Genomic DNA, 21,694 nt, shown 5'->3' with positions numbered 1-21,694 from the left:
GGGCATGGCGGATGCCGGGGGGCTCGGTCGGCCAGGGCCTGTCCAGCGGATCAAGTCGCAGGAAATCAGCGGCTCCTCACCAGCGCCGGTGAGCGGGGTGTGGTGCGCGCAGCCGCAAGGCGGAGGAGGGAGTCGACGCGATGAGGGTCCCCCGCGCCCTTTGGGCAATCGCTGCGGCATGATCCGCCGCACAGGCCCTATGCCATGCTCCCCGACATCGGTGGCACGAGAGGCTTCGCCGATGTCCGTAGACTCATGGCGTGGCATTCATGAGCACCCCGCACTGCTGCTTCCTGTAACCGGAAGGCGTTGAGGGCGAGGCCGGACGGCGTCGCCCGCCTTGGTGTGCCTGCTGCGTGAACCACCTTTCCGGCACTGCCCGTTCATGTTCGAGGCAGTGACGTTCCGAGCGCGCGTACAGGCACGGTCTCTTCCCCCCATCCTTGCCAGGAGTGCCTCGTGCCCGTGTCGTTTCCCCCTGCCCTCGCCCTCTCCCTCGACCTGCTGCGCTGCCCGACGTGCCGCACGCGCGGCCTGCACCCCGACCGCGGCGCGCTGCGCTGCACGGCAGGCCACACCTTCGACATCGCCCGCCACGGCTACGCCGGCCTGTTGACGGGTACCCGGGCCACCAGCGGCGACGACGCGGCCATGGCGCAGGCGCGGGACCGGTTCCTGTCGACCGACACATACGCGCCCATCCGTAGAACCGTTGCCCGTCTGGCGGCCGACTCCGCGCCTGAGCAGGCCACGGTTGTGGACGTCGGTTGCGGCACGGGCTACTACCTGGCCGGCGTACTCGATCAGCTGCCCGGCGCCCGCGGTCTGGGGCTGGACACGTCGGTGCGCGCATTGCGCTCAGCGGCGCGCGCCCATGAACGAGCCGCCGCGGTGGCCTGGGACGTCTTCCGTCCCTTCCCGCTGGCCGACGGAGTGGCGGAGGTCGTTCTGGATGTGTTCGCCCCGCGCAACCCGGCCGAGTTCCATCGAGTACTGCGCCCGACCGGCCGGTTGATCGTGGTCCGGCCCACCGGGCGGCACCTGGCCGAGCTGCGCGGCCGGATGTCCGCGATGGTCACGATCGACCCGGCCAAGGAACGACGCCTGCACCGGGCGATGGATCCCTGCTTCGAGGCCGCCGTCACCGAACAGGTCCAGTACACCGCGCCCTTGACCAGGCAGGAGGCCCTCGACCTCGTTGGAATGACGCCGAGCGCACGCCACTTGAGCCGTGCGGACCTGAACGATGCCGGCCCCTTGCCGGACCACGTCACCGTCTCCGTGCTGGCCACGGCCTACCGGCCTCGGTGACCACGAGCAGGCGCGTGTTCCGGCCCTGGCAGGCGACGGGGAAACCCCTTCCGCGTCCGCCACTGTCAGTGGTCCCGCATACGGTTCTCCCATGGATCATCAGCGGTCGGGCGCATCCTGCCGGAATGGAGATCACACGTGAGCGATGTTCCGCGGCACGAGGCAGAGGACGTACGAAAGGCCTGGGGTCGGGTCACCGCGTGGCTTGAGCGGAACGATCCCGAAGTTCTCGCTGGGCTCGGCCGCCCGGGCAGCCGGGCGGCCATCGGCGAAGCCGAACTGCGCCTGGGGCTGGAGCTGCCGGGAGAGATGCGGCAGTGGCTGCTGACGAACGACATCGATGCCGGCGGACAACCCGACGGTCGATCGTGCCTGGTGGCGCTGGGGTGCGGGATACCCCTTCCCGGCGGCCATCTCCTGCTGGGCCTGACGGACATTCAGCGGGTCTACCTCAGCCGGATGGGCCTGGAGGAGATGCAGCCGTCCGCGGACCCCGACTGTCCGTTCTGGCGTCGTGAGTGGGTGCCGATCGCCGCGGAGCGTGACGGTCTCTACGGAACGTTTCTGGACACGCTCAGCGGAACAGTCGGCACGTGGGCCGAGGCATACGGTCCCGAGGAGGGTATGTACGCCTCGTTGTCCGCCTTCTTCCAAGAGACGGCGGACCAGCTGGAAGGGGTCTCCTCGGGAGACTGGAGAGGCCCCGGGAAGACTGCTCGACTCCGTCAGCTCGATCCCCGCCCGGAGGACGAGCCCCTACGCCTCTGGGCACGCGCCAACGGCTACCTCGTAAACGATCGTGGCCGTATCCCCGCGAGCATCCGCGAGGCCTACGGGGCAGGGTGAGCACCAGGTCCCGCTGTACCGGTCGGTCGGGGACAGCCATGCGCCGATCGCGGCAACGAGTGCAGTCGGGACCAGGTGCTGTCACCCTGCCGACGGCGATGCCTGCACTTCATCGGCGATCCGGCGGCGCGGTCATTTCGCAGGGCCTGGATGAGCCAGGGGTACACCGGAATCAGGTTCGGTACCACCTGCCAGCCGTCGACGATCCACACCAGCCGCCAGTACCGGTCAACCTGGGGATCGTGTGCTTCGTCGGCGTGCGCGGCGGCGACTTCCGCCACCCAGAGCTCGCGGTCCAGCACCCGTTGAATCGTGGCCAGGTCCATGCCACGGACAGGCCGGTCCGCCGGGAAAGTTCCCCGATCGAGTGGAGGGTCGTAACGTCCATGTCCCTCGCTCTGCCGTCTCAAGTCACCGGAGACTCAAAGCCGTTCTCAGCTGTCCCCCGACCGAGACGGTCTCCTGGTTGCCGAAGCACGCGTCACCACTCGCCGGACGTCACGCCTCCCCAGATTCCAGAAGGTCCCGCAGCACCCGCTCGTCATCAGGACTGAGCTGAGCGACGAACCGGGCCAGCACCGTCTCCCGGTCCCCGTCCCGGTCGAGTTCCGTATGCATACGGCGGGCGGTGAGCCCCTGTGCGTCCTGCACCGGAAAGTAGGCGTACCCCCGCCCCTGACGCCGGCGCTCCACGACGCCCTTGTCGTGCAGCCGAGTCAGGATCGTCGTCACGGTGGTGCGGGCCAGGCCCGTGTCGAGGCTCAGCTGTACCTCGCCGGGGGTCTGCGGGGCGCCGGCGGCCCAGAGGGCGGCCATGACGGTGGCCTCCAGCTCACCCGCCGGTCGGCGTTCGTCCTTCGCGTCGGCCATGGGAACGATCCTTACCCCGTCTTCGTCTACAGTTCAGTAGACCGTCTACAGAATTGTAGTCACTCGGGTGCCGTCTCGTCACCGCGCCCGTGTGTCCGCTTCCGCCCGCCCATTATGGAAGGACCGTCGACGATGACCGCAGGGCTTGGCTCACTCATCCCCTCGCGCGTGTCGACGAGCTTCCACGCGATACCGGCGCTCCGTCTCCGCCCAGGTCCTACGACGGAAGAGCGCCACGATGTGCCCCCACTCATCCGGGATCCCCGCCAGGTTTCCCTCCGTACCTCGTCCGCTCGCCCTGCTCCGCCGCCACGTGGTCCGAGCCGTCGCCATGACATACCTCGCCGCGGCGGTGCTGCCAGGACCCGGCCTGTGGCTCCGGCACCCGCATGCGACGGGTATCGCCGAACTGTCCCTGCGGACACCCCGGTTACTCCTCGCCCTGGTCCTGTTCGGCGCCGGACTCCAGGTGCCGCTGCGTGAACTGCGGTTGCTGCTACGGCGCCCTGCCGCCCTGCTGGCGGGCCTCGCGCTGCACATCCTGGTGCCGCTGCTGATCGTCCCCGGGGTGGCCCTCGCGCTGCGGCTGTCGCCGGACCACGACGGCGGCAGCGGGATGACCGCCGCGATGATCCTCGTCGTCGCCATGCCGGTGGCCGCCGGGGCGACGGTGTGGACCGCGAAGGGGGACGGCGACCAGCCCGCGGCCGTCGGCCTGGTGCTCGCCTCCACCCTCGTCAGCCCGCTCACCGTCCCGCTCACCCTGGCCGTCCTGTGCCCGCTGCTCCAGGGCGACTACGCGGGCAGACTCGCCGGGGACGCCCGGTCGGCCGGGGACGCCTTCGCCCTCACCTCGCGCACGGGACGGACTCGTCGGCGTGGCCGTGCCCGCCACGCTCCCGGGTTCGCTGCTGCTGACGTACGTCAACGCCAATGGTCCTTCACGCTGGGCCGCGTGGCCTCACGGGTGCTGCGCCTCGACGCCCGGACCGGTGCCTCGGTGACGCCGGCCTGCGGGATGAACAACAGCAGCGCGAGCGCGGTGCTGATCACGACGACCCTGCCCGACCGCCCGCACATCCTGCTGCCGGTGCTGGCGTACGGGCTGCCGCAGAAGGTGGCCGCCGGACGGGTGGTCCGCACAGGGCAGGAGGCGGACCCGGCGCCGGTCCGCGTCCGGCAGGCGAAATGAGGGGCCGGGGCGCCTCCCGAACCCGGCCGTGACAGGCTGGAGATCACGTCGGGACCCGCCCCGACGACGCCCCCCACCGAGCATCGCCGTACAGGAGTTGAATGCCATGTCCTCCGAGCTGCCGAAGTCGACCGGAGCCCCGGCCCATCAGAACGTCACCTTCCCCAGCGCCGGGGGCACCGCCCACGGCTATCTCGCGCTGCCGCCGTCCGGGAGCGGACCGGGCGTGATCGTCATCCAGGAGTGGTGGGGCCTGACCGACCACATCGCCGACGTGGCCGACCGGCTCGCCCGGGAGGGCTTCGTCGCGTTCGCCCCCGACCTCTACGGCGGGAACGTGGCGCACGAGAGCGACGAGGCCCTCCGGATGATGCTGGCCCTCCCGGTCGCCCGCGGTGTCGAACTGCTCTCCGGCGCGGTCGACCACCTGCTGTCCCTGCCCGAGGTCACCTCGGACACGGTCGGCGCGGTCGGCTTCTGCATGGGCGGCGGCTTCGTCCTGTACCTCGCCGCGGCCGACCCCCGGGTCAGCGCGGCGGTGCCGTTCTACGGCGTGATCCAGGGCGAACTCCCCGACTTCTCCAGCCTGAAGGCTCAGATCCAGGGCCACTACGGGGAGTTGGACGAGAGCATCCCGGTGGCGGGCCTCGACGCCTTGAGCAAGACCATCCAGGAACAGTCCGGCATCACCCCGGACCTGCGTCTCTATCCGGCCAACCACGCCTTCTTCAACGACGGCCGCCCGGTCTACGACGCCGACTCCGCCGCCCGCGCCTGGGCGAGCACGGTCCCGTTCCTGCACGAGCAGCTGGGCTGACGCCCACGCGTCCTCGGGCCAAGGTCCTACGACCCTGGCCGGAGGTGCCGCGCGGGCGCCGCCGGTAGCGTCCTGGGCATGACGATCACCGTGCCGCCCCGCGGCCCCGAAGAGCGCAGGCGTGACGTACTGGCCCGGCTGGAGCGGGAGTCGGACATCTGGGTGGCGTCGGCCGACGCCGAGGGGCTGCCCTGTCTGGTGCCGCTGTGGTTCGCGTGGGACGGGCAGGCCGTGTGGCTGTCCACCCGGGCCACGAACCCCACGGGCCGCAATCTCACGGACGGGCGGCGGACGCGGCTCGCCTTCGCGGACACCCGGGACGTCGTGCTCATCGACGGTGAGGCGACGGCCTTCACCGCCCAGGACGTCCCGGCCGCCGCGGCCGAGGCCTTCGACGAGAAGTACGGCTGGGATCCCCGCGAGGACCGTGCGCCCTACTCGTTCTTCCGGGTGCGGCCACTGGCCGTCCAGGCCTGGCACGAGCAACGCGAGCTGCCCCAGCGCCATCTGATGCGGGACGGAACCTGGGTGGCCTGAGCCCCGTCGACCGTCAACCGGCCTTCCTGTGCAGCTCGTTGAGCCGGGCCAGTTCGTCCTCGGTCAGCCGGAGCGTGCCCGTGGCCACGTTCTCGGCGAGGTGGTCGGGGTTGCCCGTGCCGGGGATGGCCAGGACGTGCGGGCCCTGCGCAAGGGACCAGGCGAGGCGGATCTGGGCGGGGCTCACGCCGTGGGCGTTCGCGATCGCCAGAACCTCGTCGTCGTGGGCGGCGGTCGCACCCTGTGGCCCGGCGTCGCCCGCGATGGCGAAGAACGGGACGAAGGCGATGCCCTGTTCCCCGCAGATCCGCAGCATGTCGTCGGTCTCGGGGCTGGACGAGTCGAGCCCGAAACGGTTCTGCACGCTCACCACCGGTGCGATCTCCTGTGCCTCGGCAAGGTGGCGCGGCTCGACGTCGGAGATCGCGAGGTGCCGGACCAGGCCCTTCTCGCGGAGTTCGGCGAGGGCACCGAAGTACTCGGCGATCGAATCCTGCCCCATCCGGCGGAGGTAGACCACGTCGAGGTGGTCACGTCCCAACTGCCGCAGGTTCTCCTCGACATGGCCGCGTAGGTCGTCGGGGCGGGCCGAAGTGCTCCACTCCCCCGCGTAGTTCCGGAAGGGGCCGACTTTGGTGGCGATCACGAGGTCGTCCGCGTAGGGGGCGAGTGCGGAGTTGATGAGTTGGTTGGCGGACCGCAGGGACGAGAAGTAGAAGGCGGCCGTGTCGATGTGGTTCACACCCAGCTCGATCGCCCTGCGCAGCACGGCGATCGACCGGTCGCGGTCGCTCGGTGTCCCGAGGTTGAAGGCTGCGCTGCCCGTCAGCCGCATCGCGCCGAAGCCGATGCGGTTGACGGTCAGGTCGCCGAGTGTCCAGGTGCCCGCGGCGGCCGCGGTGATCTTCTCCGAAGTCATCAGCGGAGTTTCGCACACACCCGCCGCACGCCCGCCATCGCTTTACGGATACGTGTACGTGTTCAGGGAGTTGACCGCGGAGGCCGGGTCACCGAGGTCGTAGCGGTCCACGGCAAGGAAGTTGGGCTTCTTGCGGGCGGCCGGCTGGCAGAACCGCTGGGCCCGGTCGAGGACCTTGGTGTTGTCGGTCTGCGCCGTCCCGGCGATGGTGGCATCGCGGAAGTGGTTCATGACGAACAGCGGGCGGAACCCCGAATACGTCTGCGTCAGCGGGACGTTGAGGTCGCTGCCGTACCAGCGGCTGTAGCAGGACCAGTCGGAGGAGCTCGCGCCGGAACCCATGGACCAGTAGTTCTCCACGGTCCACTCACGCTGGTACATCACGCCGAAGCTGTCCCGGGTCAGTCCGGCGGACTCGTCGGAGGCGCGGCTGTGGTCGGTGAAGATCAGCAGGCGGTGGTTGGCGGCGACCAGGTCGGCCATCTTCGGCCAGCCGTTCTGGCGTACACCGGTCTGGTCGGGGCGGTACAGCACGTCGTACAGGCCGTTGACGCGGGCGAGTTCGCCGCGCAGGACGCCCGGGTCGACGTAGTCCTCCAGGAAGACGGTGACGAACTGGTCGGGGTGCGCCTTGAGGAAGTCGACCATGCGCTGGAGGTCGACGTTCAGGGCGACCGGGCTGCTGACCAGGGTGCAGCTGTCGTGGCAGAGGATCGCGCCGTCGGAGGTCTGGTGGATGTCCAGCATGAACCCCCGTACGCCGTCGGAGAGTTGCTGGTTGATGCCGCGCGACTGGTTCGGGAAGAAGTTCACGAAGGGCGGGGCGAAACCGCCGTCGACCCCATTGGCGTAGGCGTTGTGCGCGGTGAGGAACGTGACCTGGTCCAGGGTGCGTTGGTCCTGGGCGGGCATCGGGTTGGTGGGCGAGGTGATCGGCGTGAGGTACCAGGAGGCGAGGCCGCCGGAGGAGCCGACGGCCAGCTGGGCCGGGTAGTTGGCGCCGGAGGTCTTGGCGCCGACGGTCAAGTAGCTTTCCGCGCCCGGGACTTTGAGCGTGTACTGGTCGCCGCCGGTCGGGGTGATCTGCCAGGCCGCGTCGGCGCTCGTGCAGGCGACGGTCTTCGCCTGGCTGCCCGAGCGGCCCAGACAGCTGCCGGCCGTGTCGGTGCTCTCCAGGACGTACGAGGATCCGCTCGTCCGGAGGTTCCACTGCTGGTGGTCCTCGTTGCCCTTGGGGTTGTGCTGCTCCACCGCTCCCCCCTTGTCGGCCGCGTTGAGCCCGGTGGCGGCGCTCTGGACGTAGTAGGTGCCCAGAGCGGGGACCGCGTCGGCGGCTCCGGCCGGTGGAGCGGCGACCACCGCGGCCAGCGCGGCGGTGATGGCGAGCAGGGCGTGGGGGGTTCGCATGGGTGCCCTTCGGTTGAGGGTGGTCAGGCTCATGACACCGAAAAGGTGATCGGCCACACCCAAGCGCCTGTGGTCTGAACCAGTCAAGAGGAGTGACCCGTCGGCGGAGTGAACGGCGAAGGACGGGACACGATCGCCCCTATTTCCTCAACTCCCGCCAGGCCAGGTGGTGATCGAGGAGGGTCTCCTCCAACGGCCGGTACTCGATGCCCAGTTCCTCCACGCCACGCCGGTTGTCGACCGGGAACCTGATCCCGAGGTGCTTGCGGATGTAGTCCTGGGTGAGCCCGAACGCCGGGCCCAGGACGCGCACCGGCCAGTGCGGGAGGCCGTGCCGGGGCAGCCGGAACTCGCGCGGGAAGTGCTTCCGCAGGGCACGTGACATGTCGAGGAAGGACGCCATCCGGGCGGCCGCGACGATGTAACGGCCGTGCGCGTCGGGGTTTTCCGCCGCCGCGATGTGCGCGCCCGCGACGTCCCGCACGTCGGCGACGGTGAAGCTGAAGTCGGGTGCCCCGTAGAAGAAGTAGCCCTTGAACAGCTCGTCGAGGAGGAACAGGCTGCCGGAGTCGGAGGCCGGGGTGAGTGAAGGGCCCAGGATCAGGCCGGGGTTGACGGAGACCATGCGCCAACGGCTCTGCTCCTGTTCCGCGTCCCAGGCGGCGCGTTCGGCGACCGTCTTGGCGTAGTGGTAGGGGTTGTTCTCGACCGTGCTGGTGGTGTTGAAGTAGTCCTCGGAGAGGGTCTCGTCCTTCATCTTCAGTACGTCGGCGTAGTCACCGAAGATCGCGCCGACGGTCGACGTGAACACCAACTTCTCGACCGCGGGCGTGCGTTCGATGCCGGCGAGGACGTTCCGGGTGCCGGTGAGCGCGGGCTCGACGACGTCCTTCTGACCGTCCTTGATCTTCTCCGGCATCAGGAACGGCGAGGCCACGTGGAACACCACCCGGCAGCCGTCCATCGCCGCGTCGAAGGAACCAGCCGCCAGCAGATCGGCCTCGAACAGCTTCAGCGCGCCCGGGAACTGCTCCCCCATGGCCCGCAGCGGCGCGACCTTCGCCTCGTTGCCGAGGGACCGCACGGTGGTGTGCACCCGGTAGCCGCGCTCCAGCAGTTGCCGGACCAGATGGCTGCCGACGAATCCGCTGCCGCCGGTCACCAACACCGTCTCGCCGCCGACACTCATCCCTGCCTCCGATCACCGTGGCATCCAGCGCGCACGCTACAACGGTGATCGGTCCCGGGTCAGCGCTTCGGTCGCTACGACTCTCAACTCCCGGCCCCTGTATAGGCGGCCGTGGTCCGGTCGGCCGCCCCGCGGGCCACCGACTCGTCCTCGCCGCTCGCCACATTCGCCGCGAACCACGCCTCGCTGCTCGCCGTGACGAAACGGCGGCCCTCCTCGGACACCAGCCAGGCCATGGCGTCCTCGGGCTTCACGGACGCGTTGCCCGACAGGTTGCCGTCCAGCCCGAGAAGGATCGAGTCCCAGCCGACGCCCACCGCGCCGGGCCCGAACTCGGCCCACTTCGTGTCGTCGACATGGGCGATGTGCTCCAACTCGAAGCGCGTTCCCTCACCCTTGGGCGTCAACCGCAGCTCGATCCAGCTCACTTCGCCGCCGAACTCCCAGGTCGCGAAGAAGGTGTTGGGCGGCTCGCAGCGCTCGACGGTGCCGCCCGCGTTGCCCTGCAACTGGTACTTCCCGCCCGGCCGCAGTTCGCCCGTGACCGGCAGGAACCAGCGCGGGATGCGCTCGGGGTTGGTGCAGGCGTCCCAGACGTCCTCGACCGGTGAGTCGTAGGACTGGCCGACGGTCACCACGCGGGCCTCGCCGGCCTTGAAGACGCGCCGACCGACCTTGCGGCTCACGGAGTTGATCTGGTGGGTGACGTCGATCATGGAGTGCTCCTCGACTCGTCGGGGCTGTCGTCGGACTCGCGGAGCCGGCGCTCGCGCTTGCCCCGGGCCAACTCGGTGGCCAGGGCGTCCAGATGAGGGGTCCAGTAGCGGCGGAACCGGTCGAGCCAGGCGTCGATGTCCCGCAGCGGCTCGGAGTCGACCGCGTACAGGCGCCGGGTGCCATCCGGCCGTACCGTCGCGAAACCGTTCTCCCGCAGCACCTTCAGATGCTGGGAGACCGCGGGCTGCGTTATCCCGAACTCGCGCCGGACGACATCGCTGACCGTGCCGGCGGGCTGCTCGCCCTCGGCGAGCAGCTCCAGGATGCGGCGGCGCACGGGGTCTCCGAGCACATCGAAAGCGTGCATGCGCCCAAAAGTATCACCGGTCGCTTATATAAGCGACCGGTGATAGAGGAGCCCGCCCGTCAGACGAGCGGCTTCTCCAGCAGCGCCTTGCGGTGGCTGAACGTCTCGATGGAGTAGCGGCCGTGGTAGTTGCCCATGCCGCTCTCGCCCACGCCGCCGAAGGGCAGGTCGGAGACGGTGAGGTGGGCGAGCGGGAGGCCGTAGCCGATGGCGCCGGAGGAGGTCTCGGCGGCGATCCGGGCGCGGGTGTCGTCGGAGTCCGTGAAGACGTACAGGGCGAGGGGCTTGTCGCGGTCGGTGATGAACGCGATCGCCGCGTCGAGGTCGGGGACGGTGACGATCGGCAGGATCGGACCGAAGATCTCCTCCGCCATGACGGGCGCCTCCGGGTCCACGTCGGCGAGGACGGTCGGCGCGATGTACTTGTCACCGCGGTCGCTGCGTCCGCCGACGACGACCCGGCCGGAGTCGAGCAGTCCGGCGAGCCGGTCGAAGTGGCGCTCGTTGACGATACGGCCGTACTCGCCGGAGGTCTGCGGATCGGCGCCGTAGACCTTCTCGACGGCGGTCACGAGCAGGGGTTCGAGCGCGGCGGCGGTCTCCGGGTCGGTCAGGACGTAGTCGGGGGCGACGCACGTCTGGCCGGCGTTGAGGAACTTGCCGCGCGCCAACCGGTCGGCGACGACGGCGAGATCGGCGTCGCGGTCGACGAACGCCGGTGATTTGCCGCCGAGTTCGAGGGCGACCGGGGTCAAGTGCTCGGCGGCGGCGCGCAGGACGATGCGGCCGACGGCGCCGTTGCCGGTGTAGAAGATGTGGTCGAAGTGCTCGGCGAGCAGGGCCGTGGTCTCGGGGATGCCGCCCTCGACGACGGCGACCGCGTCGGTGTCGAGGTAGGCGGGCAGCAGCCGGGCGATGGCGGCGGAGGTCGCCGGGGCCATCTCGCTGGGCTTGACGACCACCGCGTCACCGGAGGCGAGCGCGCCGACGACCGGGGTCAGCAGCAGCTGGAGCGGATAGTTCCAGGGGGCGATCACGAGGACGACACCGAGCGGGTCGTACTGCGTCCAGGCGGTCGCGTCCGTGCCGAGGTGGGCCGGTACGGGGGCGGACTCGGGGCGCAGCCATTCCTCAAGGTGGTCGAGGGTGTGGTCGATCTCGCGGATCGTGAAGCCGATCTCGGTGCGCTGGGACTCGGCGGCGCTCTTGCCGAGGTCGGCGTGGAGGGCGGCGGCGAGGTCGTCGCCGTGTTCCGTGAGCAGGTCGCGCAGGCGGCGCAGCTGGGTGATGCGCCACTCGACGGGCTTGGTGCGGCCGGTACGGAAGGTGGCGCGCAGCCGCGCGACGATGTCGGCGGACTGCTCGGGGCTGGACTGGTTCACGGTGCCTCGCTGCTGGTGCGTGGGGGTTCTCGACGGTCAGGTGTATATAGCAACCATTCTTGCACCGGGAAATATTCCGGTGCCGCCATGGTCACCCTCCGCCTCGCGGCTGTCACATGCGGACGAGTTCCCGGCGCCGGCGTTCCAGATAGCCGCGTTCCGCCGCGCTCCCTGTGCGGGCGATGGCCGCCTCGTACGCCTCGACGGCCTCGGTGTCGCGGCCCAGCCGGCGCAGCAGATCGGCGCGGACGGCGTGCAGGACGTGGTACTCGCCGAGGTCCAGCGTGTCGACGAGGTCGAGGGCCTTGCGCGGACCGTCGACCTCGGCGACGGCGACAGCCCGGTTCAGGGCGACGACCGGGCCCGGGGCGACGGCCATCAGCTGGTCGTACAGCTGGAGGATCTGCCCCCAGTCCGTCGCGTCCGCGGTCGGGGCGTCGCTGTGCACGGCGTTGATCGCGGCCTGGATCTGGTACGGCCCGGGGTTGTTCAGCCGCAGGCACCGCCGTACGAGTGACTGGCCGTCGGCGATCAGCTCGCCGTCCCACCGCTCGCGGTCCTGCTCGGGCAACGGCACCAGCTCACCGTCCGCGCCCGCCCGAGCGGCCCGGCGCGATTCGATGAGCAGCATCAGGGCGAGCAGGCCGGTGACCTCGGGCTCGTCCGGCATGAGTTCGGAGAGGAGACAGCCGAGGCGCAGGGCTTCGGCGCACAGTTCGGGCGAGTCCGTGTAGCCCTCGTTGAAGATCAGGTAGACGACGGCCAGCACGCCCGTCAGCCGGTCGGGGAGGTCGGCGTCGCGCGGCACGCGGTACGGGATCCGCGCGTCGCGGATCTTGGCCTTGGCGCGGACGAGGCGTTGGGCCATCGTCGGTTCGGGGACCAGGAAGGCGCGGGCGATCCGGGCGGTGGTGAGACCGCCGAGCAGGCGCAGGGTGAGCGCGACCTGGGCCTGGGTGGCGAGCGCGGGGTGACAGCAGGTGAAGATCAGGCGGAGCCGGTCGTCGCGCACGGGTCCCTCCTCGGCGGGCGCGTCGGACGCGTACAGCAGGGCGGCCTCGGCGTGGCGGGCCTCCCGGGACGACTCGCGGCGCAGCCGGTCGATCGCGCGGTTGCGGGCGGTCGTGATGATCCACCCGGCCGGGCTCGGCGGCACGCCGGTCTCCGGCCACTTCCGCACGGCCGTGGTGAAGGCGTCCTGGACCGCTTCCTCGGCGAGGTCGATGTCACCGAGGAAGCGGACCAGGACCGAGACCGCCCGCCCGTACTCGGCACGGAAGACGGCCTCGATGTCGGTGTCGAACGGCATCAGTCCTCGGCCGTGTTCATGAAGGGGCGCACCTCGACGGGCAGCGTGGTGGCCCAGGTCGCCCGCTTCCCCCACTCCAGGGCCGCGTCCAGATCGGCCGCCTTGATCAGGCAGAGCCCGCCCAGATACTCCTTGCCCTCGGCGAACGGCCCGTCGGTGATCAGCACGTCGCCGTCCTTGGGGCGCAGCACGGTGGCCGTCTCCGGCCCGTGCAGGCCACCGGCGAAGACCCAGGCACCGGCGGCTTCCAGTTCGTCGTGGAAAATCTCCAGCTTGCGGCCGATCTCCGCCATCTCCTCGGGCGAGGGCATCTGTCCGTCGGTCGGGGTGATCACGCTGAGCAGGTAGTGCTGCATGACGTCCTCCAGGGTGCAGGGGGTTTCTCTCACCTCCTACACGAACGCCATGGTGCCGGATCGACACCTCGCCTCAGGAGGTGACCGTTTTCTTCTGCGCGCGGTCCTCAGCCGACTTGTGATCCGGGCGGGTCGGCCGACCGTGCCGGGCGGAACGGCTGCAGGAAGCGGATCCCGTCCTCGATGCCGCCGTCCATCAGTTCCAGCAGTCGGGGCACCAGGTCCTGCATGCGGGGTGCCCGCAGGTGGCCGTCGAGGGCCTCGCGACTCTCGCAGCGCTCGAAGACGACGAACGTGCCCGGTTCTCCCTCGACCTGGTGAGCCTCGTAGTCGATGTTGCCCGCGTCGTTGCGTGACGCGGTGACGTAGTGGTTCGACGTGGTGGTCATGGTTGCTCCTCCTGGCTCCGAACAGCGTCGTTGTGCGCCGTTCACGACTCGACAGGGCTTCGTGGTACAGCGCGTACCACCCAGCGGGGCGGGGCGTGCGGGAGGATGGTGTGCATGGATCAACTCGGTGCCGCGCTGCGGGCGTGGCGGGACCGGCTGGATCCCGCCACGGTGGGCTTCGCACACGGATCGCCCCGTCGGGTCCCCGGTCTGCGACGCGCGGAGCTGGCGACGCTGGCCGGCATCTCGGTCGAATACGTGGTCCGGCTGGAGCAGGGGCGGGTGGCGACCCCCTCGGCGCAGGTCTGCTCGGCCCTGGCCCGCGCCCTGCACCTGTCCGACGACGAGCACGCTCACCTTTTGCGCATGGCCGGGCACGCGGCGGATCCGGCCCGGGTTCCGCGCATGATCCCGGGGAGCCTGTACCGGATCGTGGACCAGCTCACCGGAAACCCGTTGGCGATCTACGACGCCACCTGGCAGTTGCTGCACTGGAATCCGCTGTTCGCGGCCACGTTCGGCGATCCCACGGTCCACGGTGCGGGCGACCGCAACGTCCTGGTCTGGCAGTTCCTGGGTGAGCTGCCCCGGGTCCGGCAGACGGCGGCCGAACGATCGGCGTTCGAGGAGTCCCTCGTCGCCGACCTGCGCGCGACGACGAGCCGGTACCCCGACGATCCCGACCTCGCGGCGTTGGTGTCGAGGCTGGATCTCAGCCCACGGTTCCGCGAGCTGTGGAGCCGCAGGGCGGTGGGCGGTCACCAGAGCGCGCACAAACTCGTCCAGCACCCGGATGTCGGAGACATCGTCCTGAACTCCGACATCCTCACCACCCAGGACACGAACCTCCGCCTCGTGGTGTACACGCCGCAGCCGGGCACCGACGCCCGCAGCAAACTCGAACTCCTCGCGGCCATCGGGGTCCAGAGGATGTCTCCGCAGACATGACGGCCCGCGTTCCGGCCCGTCCGGTGGACAAGTCTGCCGGGTGGTACGCGCGGTACCAGGAAGTTCCGTAGCTCCCCCCGACCCTCCCGGGAACCCAGCATGGAGTGCGTGAACAGCGCACGACCGTGCTGTCCGGAGCAGGAGGAGCCGGCATGACCACCACCTTCATCACCGGGGCCAACAGGTCCCTCGGTCTTGAAACCGCTCGTCGCCTCGTCGAGGCGGGGCACACCGTTCTCCTCGGTGCCCGCGACCGTGAGCGCGGCCGGGCCGCGGCAGAGGCGCTCGGCGCCCGCTTCGTCCGGATCGACGTGACCGACGACGCCTCGGTCCGGGCCGCGGCCGCGGATGTCGCCGCGCACGAGGGAACGATCGACGTCCTGGTCAACAACGCCGGGATCCTCGGCAGGGTCGGCCCCGTCGAGGAGTACACCGCGGCCGACGTGAGCGCCGTGCTCGACGTGAACGTCGTCGGGATCGTGCGCGTTACGCACGCCTTCCTTCCGCTGCTGCGCACGTCGCCGAACCCCGTCATCGTCAACGTGTCCAGCGGGATGGGCTCCTTCGGCATGACCCAGGACCCGGCGCGGATCGAGTCGCGGTACGCCCTGCCCCTCTACTGCGCCTCGAAGGCCGCGGTCACGATGCTCACGACGCAGTACGCCAAGGAACTGAAGGACGTGAAGGTCAACGCCGCGGACCCCGGGCAGACCGCGACCGACTTCACCGGCGGCCTCGGACACAGCGTCGCCGACGGCGCGGAGTCCATCGTGACCCTCGCGACGATCGGCCCGGACGGACCGACGGGCCAGTTCATCGACCGATCCGGGAACCTCCCGTGGTGAACCTGTCCCAGGGTCGTGGATCGCCTCAGGACACCGGCAGGATCTTCTCCGCGGGTTCGTCCGCGGACTCTTCTACGGGGTCCTGGTCGAGGGCCGCCGTAAGCCGAGCCAGCAGTCGTACGAGGGCCCCCTGGTCGTCGATCGCGTCGAGGAGCCGGGTCTGGTCGGCGAGGAGGCGGTGGGCCGCACGCTGGTGGAGGGTGCGGCCGCGCGGGGTGAGGTGGAGCAGGACGCGGCGGCGGTCGGCACGGTCTGGGCGGCGGTAGACCAGGTTGTCGGCGACCATCCGGTCGACCAGTTTGGTGAGGCTCGGGGCCGGCATCAGCACCTGGTCGGCGATCTCGGTCATCGGATGGCCCTTGCCGTCGGCGATGACCGACAGGACGCGCCACTGTTCGACCGAGCAGTTCTCCTCGGCCAGCACGGCGGTCATGCGCAGGCCCAGCCGCCGCTCGGCGTGACTCAGCAGGTGGGCGAGGCCCGGCGACGGTACGGACGACATTGCCGCTGTCCTTCCGGTAGGTCTACTGTGCGGTTCAGATTACGAGCCTCTGCGAGGGCGCCGGGGCCGGGACCGGTTTCCGTGCCCTCACGCCCTCACGGAGGTGGTCTGGTGCATCCCCTGCCACCCGGGCGGATCAGCGGCCCGGTCAAGACCCTGGTCGTGGCACTGGTCGTACCCCTGCGGGGTCCGGCGGGCGTCTTCGGCCCGTCCTGCGAACTGGCCGCACAGCTCGCCGTGGAGGAACTCAACGCCACCGGCGGGGTGTTGGGCCGCGAGGTCCGTCTCGTCGTGGTGGACGGCGGCGCGCCGGCGGAGCAAGTGGCCGCCGAGGTCGAGACGTTGGTGTCGATGCGCGCGGTCGACGCCGTGGTCGGCTGGCACACCTCGGCGGTCCGCAAGGCGCTGGTACCGCGCATCGCGGGCCGGGTGCCGTACGTCTACACCGCGCAGTACGAGGGCGGCGAGCGCACGCCGGGCGTCTTCCTCACCGGCGAGACCGACGCGGCCCAACTCCTGCCCGCCATGCGGCTGTTGGCGGAGGAGACCGGCGTACGGCGCTGGTGCACGGTGGGCAACGACTACGTGTGGCCGCGCGTGACCGCCCGGGCCGCGCGCCGCTACGCACGGGACTGCGGCGGCCGGGTGCAGGGCGAGGCGTTCGTGCCGCTCGGGACGTACGAGTTCGGGCCGGTGCTGCGCCGGATCGAGCGGTGCGAGGCGGACGCCGTCCTGATGCTGCTGGTCGGGGACGACGCGGCGCGCTTCAACCGGGCGTTCGCCGAGCGCGGGCTGCATCAGCGGTGTCTGCGGCTGAGCACGCACATGGACGAGAACATCCTGCTGTCCACCGGCGCGGAGGCTACCGAGGGACTGTGGGCGGCGGCCGGGTATTTCGAGACCCTGGCGACCGCCGAAAGCCTTGATTTCAGCGGGCGTTACGCGGCCCGCTTCGGCGTGGAGGCACCCGTCGTGGGCAGCCTCGGCGAGTCGTGTTTCGAAGGCGTACGACTGCTCGCGGCCCTGGCCGAGCAAGCGCGGTCGCTCGATGTGGGCGCCATGTGCGCGGTGGGCGGCACCGTCTCGTACGAGGGCCCGCGAGGCGTACTGCGTCTGCACGGCAATCACCTCCGCCAACGGCTGTACCTGGCGCGGGCGGACGCCTTCGACTTCGACATCGTCGCCCAACTCTGACCTTCCCACCTGCTCCGGCCGAGAGTACCTTCCTCCAGGAATAGTTTCCACAGGAAGCATTGATTAAATCTACGCGCGTCGCCAAAAGAATTTTGAAAGCCCTTCCATTTAAAGCAGGCGAAACGGTCGGGAAACAATTCGGCGTGACTCTTCCGTCCAACTCCCCCGGGCCGTCCGGGAGGTGACCCACACCCGTGGAAGAGGGAAGTGTCGTGACGGAGATCGTCGACAAAGAGGCGCCGGCAACGGCTGCCGGACGGACCTACAACGACTGGGCGAAGAACGACACGCTGGAGGACTACTCGCTGCGCTACGCGCCGAAGTCCTTCCGCCGCTGGACGCCCTACGTGGTGGCCACCACCGCCCTGGGCGGCATCGCGTACCTCGCCGACTTCGCCATCGGCGGTTCCATCGCGATCTCGAACGGCTTCTCCAGCGCCATGGTGGCCATCCTGGCGGCGGCGGTGACGATCTTCCTCACCGGCATCCCGATCTCGTACTACTCGGCCAAGTACTCCATCGACATGGACCTGTTGACCCGGGGCGCGGGCTTCGGCTACCTCGGCTCGACCCTCACGTCGGTCATCTACGCCAGCTTCACCTTCATCTTCTTCGCCCTAGAGGGCTCGATCATGGCGCAGGCGCTGGACCTGGGCCTCCATATCCCGCTGGCCGTCGGCTACTTGATCTGCTCGCTGATCATCCTGCCGCTGGTGATCTACGGCATGACCGCGCTCTCCAAGATGCAGGTGTGGACCCAGCCGGTGTGGCTGGTGCTGATGGTCGCGCCGTTCGTGTCCATCGCGATCCAGGAGCCCGGCAAGTTCTCGCAGTTCACCCACTTCGCGGGCAACTCCCCCACCGGTTCCAGCATCAGCATGCTCGGTGTCGGCGCGGGTGCCGGTGTCGCACTGTCGTTGATCGCGCAGATCGGTGAGCAGGTCGACTACCTGCGCTTCATGCCCGACAAGACCCCCGAGAACGCCAAGAAGTGGTGGGGCGCGGTGCTCTCCGCGGGCCCGGGCTGGGTCGTTCTCGGTGCGGCGAAGCAGATGGGCGGCGCGTTCCTCGCCTTCTACATCGCCGGCAGCGTGGGCCTGGCCAAGGCCAACGAGCCCATCCAGCAGTACGTGTCCGGCTTCAAGACCTTCGCCGCTCCGGTCGCCCTGGGTCTGGCCACGTTCTTCGTGATCCTGTCCCAGGTGAAGATCAACTCGACGAACGCGTACTCCGGTTCGCTGTCCTGGTCGAACTTCTTCTCCCGCCTGACACACCGTCACCCGGGCCGCGTGGTCTACATCTTCCTCAACGTCGGCATCGCGCTGGCCCTGATGGAGGGCGGCGTCTTCGGCTTCCTCAACACCGTGCTCGGCTTCTACTCCAACGTGGCCATCGCCTGGATCGGCGCGGTCGTCGCGGACCTCGTCATCAACAAGCCGCTCAAACTCAGCCCGTCCTACATCGAGTTCAAGCGCGCCCACCTGTACAACTTCAACCCGGTCGGCTTCGGCTCGATGCTCATCGCGTCGGCGGTCTCCATCGCCGCGTACTTCGAGGCGTTCGGCGACTACGGCAAGGCGTACTCGCCCTTCATCGCCCTGTTCCTGGCGATGGTCCTCTCGCCGCTGTTCGCGTACCTCACCAAGGGCAAGTACTACATCGCCCGCCTCGACGACCTGGAGGAACCGCTGCTCGACGCGGACGGATACCCCTCGGCCGTCATCCTCAACTGCACTGTCTGCACCACGGACTTCGAGCGTCCCGACGTGGCGAACTGCCCCTTCCACTCCGGTCCGATCTGCTCCCTGTGCTGCAGCCTGGAGAAGGACTGCCACGACTCCTGCAAGAGTGCCCCCGGCGCCACGGGCCCGGTCGACCTGGCGATGCCCGCCGTACGCTCGGCGGACTGACCCCCGCGTTCCCACCGCTCCGGCCCGCGTCCTACGCCACGGGCCGGAGCGTCGCGCGTGCCCGACCCGCCCGATCGGCAGAATCTCCCGCATGACCGACCACTTCCTCGTCACCCGCGCCCGACACCTCGCGGACGACCTCCTCGCCCCGCACGCCGAAAAGGTCGACCAGGAAGGCGTCCCGGCAAGCCACATCGAGGCGGTCAAACGCTCCGGCCTGCTGGGCGTGAGCGCACCCGTGGCCTACGGCGGCTCGGCGGCACCCGCCTCGGTGGCCCGGGAGACGGCGGAGATCCTGGCCGGTGCATGCTGCTCGACGTGGTTCGTGCAGACGCAGCACCACACACCGGTACTGACCCTGACGAAGAGCGAACTGCCCGTGCGGGAACGCCTGTTGGGCCCACTCGCGCGAGGCGGGCTGATGTCCGGGGTGGCCTACGCGCACCTGCGGGCGTACCCCCGGGTCCCGGTGCGGGTCACGCGGGATCGGGGCGGCTGGCGCTTCGACGGGACGGTGCCCTGGTACACGGGCTGGGGTCTGAACGACGTGATGCTGCTCGCGGGGGTGACGGACGCGGACGAGGCGTTGTTCGCCTTCACGGAGGCGCGGCAGCAGGAGGGGTTGCGGCCGTCCGACCCGATGCGGCTGGCGGCACTCACCGCGTCCCGCACGGTGTCGCTGGAGCTGGACGGCCTGTGGCTGCCGGAGGACGCGGTCGCACTGCGCGCGCCGTACGCGGACTGGGCGAAGACCGACCGTCCCAAACCGACGAACGCGTCACCGGCGGTCTTCGGCGTCGCGGAGGCAGCCCTCGCGCTGCTGGACGAGGACACGTCCGGCCCGATCCGCACGCGTCTCGACAACGTACGCAAGCAGGCCTACGCCCTGGCCGACCATCCCGTTCCGCACGAGCACCTGGAGGAGCGGCTGGCACTCAGGACGCAGGCGTACGAGGTGCTCATGACGGCGACCACGGCCGCGGTGGTGGCTGGAGGCGGCAAATCACTGTCCCTGACGGGCAAGGCCCAACGCCTCGCGCGGGAGGCCCTGTTCCTCCTGGTTCAGGGCCAGACGGCGGAGTCGAGACGGGTCCACCTGAAGGCACTGGCCGACCGGCCGTAATTCGCTTGACCTGGTCACGGAGCAGCGCTCAACTGTGGCGGGACACCACGGGTGGTGGTGCCGGTATCCGGGAGGAAGCGGCAGCGATGGAGATCCGTCCCACGACCGACGAGGATCTTGACGTCTTCGTCGACACGGTCCACGCCGCGTTCGGGCTCTTCCCGGGAACCCCGGTCGACGGTGGCGGGCTGTGGTGGTCGGCGCTGGAGATGGACCGCTGCCTGCTCGCCCTCACGGCGGACGGGCGGCCCGTCGGAACCGCGGCCACGTACCCCTTCGAACTCACCCTGCCCGGTGAGACCCTCGTCCCGGCCCCCGGGGTGACCGCCGTCGGCGTCCTGCCCTCGCACCGGCGCCAGGGCGTGCTCAGCGCGATGATGCGGCATCAGCTCACCGGACTGCGGGCCCGCGGAGAGGTCCTCTCCGTGCTGCTGGCCTCCGAGGCCACGATCTACGGCAGGTTCGGCTACGGACCGGCGACCTACACGGCGCGGCTGACGGTGCCGCGCCACAAGGCCGCCTTCGCCGTTCCCCGGGCGCGCGCAGTGGCCGACGCGCCGGCCGCCGTCGCGGACAACGGCTCGGTCGAGGTACTGCGTCGTGCCGAGTGCGGCGAGATCCTGGAAGAGGTCTACGACCGGTACCGCCGCGCCCAGCCCGGCGCGCTGTCCCGGCCGCACCGCTGGTGGGCTCTGCGCGCGGGGCAGCCCCCGATCTCGCCGGCACCGCGCTACATCGCCCTCCACCGGGACGCCGACGGCGTCGCTGACGGGTACGCCGGCTACTCGATCGAGTCCGGCACCCTGACGGTCGACGAGACCATCGCCGCCGACGACGCCGTCTTCACGGCCCTGGCCCGGTTCGTGCTCGGCCACGACCTCGTCTCCCAGGTCGTGTTCAAGCACGTCCCGCCCCAGCACCCGCTCCGCCGGCAGCTCACGGACTTCCGCGCCGGCGAGGTGAGCGGCGACATGGACTGGCTCTGGGTACGGCTGCTGGACGTCCCGCGCGCGCTGACCGCGCGCGGCTGGTTCACGGACGGCGAACTCGTCCTCGCCGTCGACGACCCGTTCCTGGACGACCACGGCCGCTACCTGCTGACCGTCCGGGACGGCAAGGCCGACTGCGTGCCGACGGGCCGGGAGCCCGACCTGTCCCTGGACGTGTGCGATCTGGGCTCGGTCTACCTCGGCGGCACCGCCCCGAGCACGCTCGTGCGGGCCGGCCACATCCGGGCCCACCGCCCGGGCGCGGCCGCCCTGGCCGACGCCCTCTTCCGCGCCGACCGCTCCCCGCACTGCCTGCACTGGTTCTGACCACGCGCGCCCACCGCCCCCGCAACGACCTTCAAGGGGCGGGGAGTTGGGCCGCAGGCAGCCGGCCCCGTCAACTGGCGAACGGCACCTGTGCCGCAGAAGCCTTCTGCTCACCGACAGGGTGCTGCCACACGCCCTCCGCCGCGAGCCTCGGCAGCACGCCCTCCCCGAACCAGTACGCCTCCTCCAGGTGCGGATACCCGGACAGCACGAACTCCTCGATCCCCAGCGCCGCGTACTCCTTGATC

General features: G+C 70.1%; 20 protein-coding genes and 3 pseudogenes. 11 read left to right on the top strand and 12 right to left on the bottom strand.

The annotated features are described in order from the left end of the window. Positions 1-459: 459 nt before the first annotated feature. Together AC31A1_RS22135 and AC31A1_RS22130 are read left to right on the top strand one after the other, a co-directional pair. A complete protein-coding gene (locus AC31A1_RS22135) occupies positions 460-1,311 on the top strand; it encodes a methyltransferase domain-containing protein (protein ID WP_489654969.1) in 852 nt (283 codons plus the stop codon). 756 nt (positions 1,312-2,067) lie between these two features. Then, positions 2,068-2,157 (top strand): annotated as a pseudogene (locus AC31A1_RS22130) (Lsr2 family DNA-binding protein); the annotation flags it as partial. A 498-nt stretch (positions 2,158-2,655) separates the two neighbouring features. On the opposite strand, the gene AC31A1_RS22125 reads toward AC31A1_RS22130, so the two are convergent. Next, complete coding sequence (locus tag AC31A1_RS22125) at positions 2,656-3,027, bottom strand: BlaI/MecI/CopY family transcriptional regulator (protein ID WP_489654968.1); 372 nt, start codon at positions 3,025-3,027, stop codon at positions 2,656-2,658. Positions 3,028-3,358: 331 nt separating this feature from the next. Between AC31A1_RS22125 and AC31A1_RS22120 the strand changes: the two genes are divergently transcribed. The 3 genes from AC31A1_RS22120 (at position 3,359) to AC31A1_RS22110 (ending at position 5,573) form a co-directional block, all read left to right on the top strand. Beyond that, complete coding sequence (locus AC31A1_RS22120; protein ID WP_489654967.1) at positions 3,359-4,219, top strand: bile acid:sodium symporter family protein; 861 nt, start codon at positions 3,359-3,361, stop codon at positions 4,217-4,219. 106 nt (positions 4,220-4,325) lie between these two features. After that, positions 4,326-5,036 carry a dienelactone hydrolase family protein gene (locus AC31A1_RS22115; RefSeq protein WP_489654966.1) on the top strand — a complete coding sequence of 237 codons (711 nt, stop codon included), beginning with the start codon at positions 4,326-4,328 and terminating at the stop codon, positions 5,034-5,036. Between the two features lie 78 nt (positions 5,037-5,114). Next, positions 5,115-5,573 carry a pyridoxamine 5'-phosphate oxidase family protein gene (locus tag AC31A1_RS22110; protein WP_489654965.1) on the top strand — a complete coding sequence of 153 codons (459 nt, stop codon included), beginning with the start codon at positions 5,115-5,117 and terminating at the stop codon, positions 5,571-5,573. Between the two features lie 13 nt (positions 5,574-5,586). On the opposite strand, the gene AC31A1_RS22105 is transcribed toward AC31A1_RS22110, so the two are convergent. The 9 genes and pseudogenes from AC31A1_RS22105 to AC31A1_RS22065 form a co-directional block, all read right to left on the bottom strand. Next, a complete protein-coding gene (locus AC31A1_RS22105) occupies positions 5,587-6,492 on the bottom strand; it encodes an aldo/keto reductase (protein WP_489654964.1) in 906 nt (301 codons plus the stop codon). A 42-nt stretch (positions 6,493-6,534) separates the two neighbouring features. Then, entirely contained in the window at positions 6,535-7,899 is a 1,365-nt protein-coding gene (locus AC31A1_RS22100) for a phosphoinositide-specific phospholipase C-related protein (RefSeq protein ID WP_489654963.1), read from the bottom strand. 139 nt (positions 7,900-8,038) lie between these two features. Continuing rightward, entirely contained in the window at positions 8,039-9,088 is a 1,050-nt protein-coding gene (locus AC31A1_RS22095; protein WP_489654962.1) for an NAD-dependent epimerase/dehydratase family protein, read from the bottom strand. An 83-nt stretch (positions 9,089-9,171) separates the two neighbouring features. Beyond that, complete coding sequence (locus AC31A1_RS22090; protein ID WP_489654961.1) at positions 9,172-9,804, bottom strand: SRPBCC family protein; 633 nt, start codon at positions 9,802-9,804, stop codon at positions 9,172-9,174. Then, positions 9,801-10,172 (bottom strand): ArsR/SmtB family transcription factor, encoded by a 372-nt coding sequence (locus tag AC31A1_RS22085; RefSeq protein WP_489654960.1) that lies wholly within the window; start codon positions 10,170-10,172, stop codon positions 9,801-9,803. Before AC31A1_RS22085 ends, AC31A1_RS22090 begins: the two co-directional genes overlap by 4 nt. A gap of 59 nt (positions 10,173-10,231) precedes the next feature. Further along, positions 10,232-11,563, bottom strand: a pseudogene (locus tag AC31A1_RS22080) (aldehyde dehydrogenase family protein); the annotation flags it as partial. A gap of 103 nt (positions 11,564-11,666) precedes the next feature. Then, entirely contained in the window at positions 11,667-12,863 is a 1,197-nt protein-coding gene (locus tag AC31A1_RS22075) for an RNA polymerase sigma factor (RefSeq protein WP_489654959.1), read from the bottom strand. Then, on the bottom strand, positions 12,863-13,219 hold the full coding sequence (locus AC31A1_RS22070) for a YciI family protein (RefSeq protein ID WP_489654970.1): 357 nt from the start codon (positions 13,217-13,219) through the stop codon (positions 12,863-12,865). The genes AC31A1_RS22075 and AC31A1_RS22070 overlap by 1 nt, the downstream gene beginning before the upstream one ends. Positions 13,220-13,326: 107 nt before the next feature. Further along, a complete protein-coding gene (locus AC31A1_RS22065; protein ID WP_489654958.1) occupies positions 13,327-13,608 on the bottom strand; it encodes a putative quinol monooxygenase in 282 nt (93 codons plus the stop codon). A 114-nt stretch (positions 13,609-13,722) separates the two neighbouring features. Between AC31A1_RS22065 and AC31A1_RS22060 the strand changes: the two genes are divergently transcribed. Together AC31A1_RS22060 and AC31A1_RS22055 are read left to right on the top strand one after the other, a co-directional pair. Beyond that, positions 13,723-14,556 (top strand): helix-turn-helix domain-containing protein, encoded by an 834-nt coding sequence (locus AC31A1_RS22060; protein ID WP_489654957.1) that lies wholly within the window; start codon positions 13,723-13,725, stop codon positions 14,554-14,556. Positions 14,557-14,708: 152 nt separating this feature from the next. Beyond that, the gene (locus AC31A1_RS22055) at positions 14,709-15,401 is read left to right on the top strand and encodes an SDR family NAD(P)-dependent oxidoreductase (RefSeq protein WP_489654956.1); all 693 of its coding nucleotides are present in this window, start codon (positions 14,709-14,711) and stop codon (positions 15,399-15,401) included. A gap of 25 nt (positions 15,402-15,426) precedes the next feature. Here the strand turns inward: AC31A1_RS22055 and AC31A1_RS22050 are convergent, their stop codons facing one another. Continuing rightward, positions 15,427-15,903, bottom strand: a complete 477-nt coding sequence (locus AC31A1_RS22050; protein WP_489654955.1) for a MarR family winged helix-turn-helix transcriptional regulator — start codon at positions 15,901-15,903, stop codon at positions 15,427-15,429. A gap of 111 nt (positions 15,904-16,014) precedes the next feature. Here AC31A1_RS22050 and AC31A1_RS22045 point away from each other — a divergent pair, with 111 nt between their 5' ends. The 4 genes from AC31A1_RS22045 (at position 16,015) to AC31A1_RS22030 (ending at position 21,446) form a co-directional block, all read left to right on the top strand. Next, positions 16,015-17,097 carry a substrate-binding domain-containing protein gene (locus AC31A1_RS22045; protein WP_489654954.1) on the top strand — a complete coding sequence of 361 codons (1,083 nt, stop codon included), beginning with the start codon at positions 16,015-16,017 and terminating at the stop codon, positions 17,095-17,097. Between the two features lie 212 nt (positions 17,098-17,309). After that, positions 17,310-19,007, top strand: a complete 1,698-nt coding sequence (locus AC31A1_RS22040; RefSeq protein ID WP_489654953.1) for a purine-cytosine permease family protein — start codon at positions 17,310-17,312, stop codon at positions 19,005-19,007. A gap of 91 nt (positions 19,008-19,098) precedes the next feature. Then, positions 19,099-20,130: an acyl-CoA dehydrogenase family protein gene (locus tag AC31A1_RS22035; protein WP_489654952.1), complete on the top strand. Its 1,032-nt coding sequence runs from the start codon at positions 19,099-19,101 to the stop codon at positions 20,128-20,130. A gap of 86 nt (positions 20,131-20,216) precedes the next feature. Further along, positions 20,217-21,446, top strand: coding sequence for a GNAT family N-acetyltransferase (locus tag AC31A1_RS22030; protein WP_489654951.1), 1,230 nt, complete (start codon positions 20,217-20,219; stop codon positions 21,444-21,446). A gap of 70 nt (positions 21,447-21,516) precedes the next feature. Here the strand turns inward: AC31A1_RS22030 and AC31A1_RS22025 are convergent. Beyond that, positions 21,517-21,694: pseudogene (locus AC31A1_RS22025) on the bottom strand (LLM class flavin-dependent oxidoreductase); the annotation flags it as partial.

This window comes from Streptomyces sp. P5F9, from assembly GCF_057961495.1.
The sequence above is the reverse complement of the archived record's forward strand: the minus strand, read 5'-3'. Positions and strand labels throughout refer to the sequence as shown.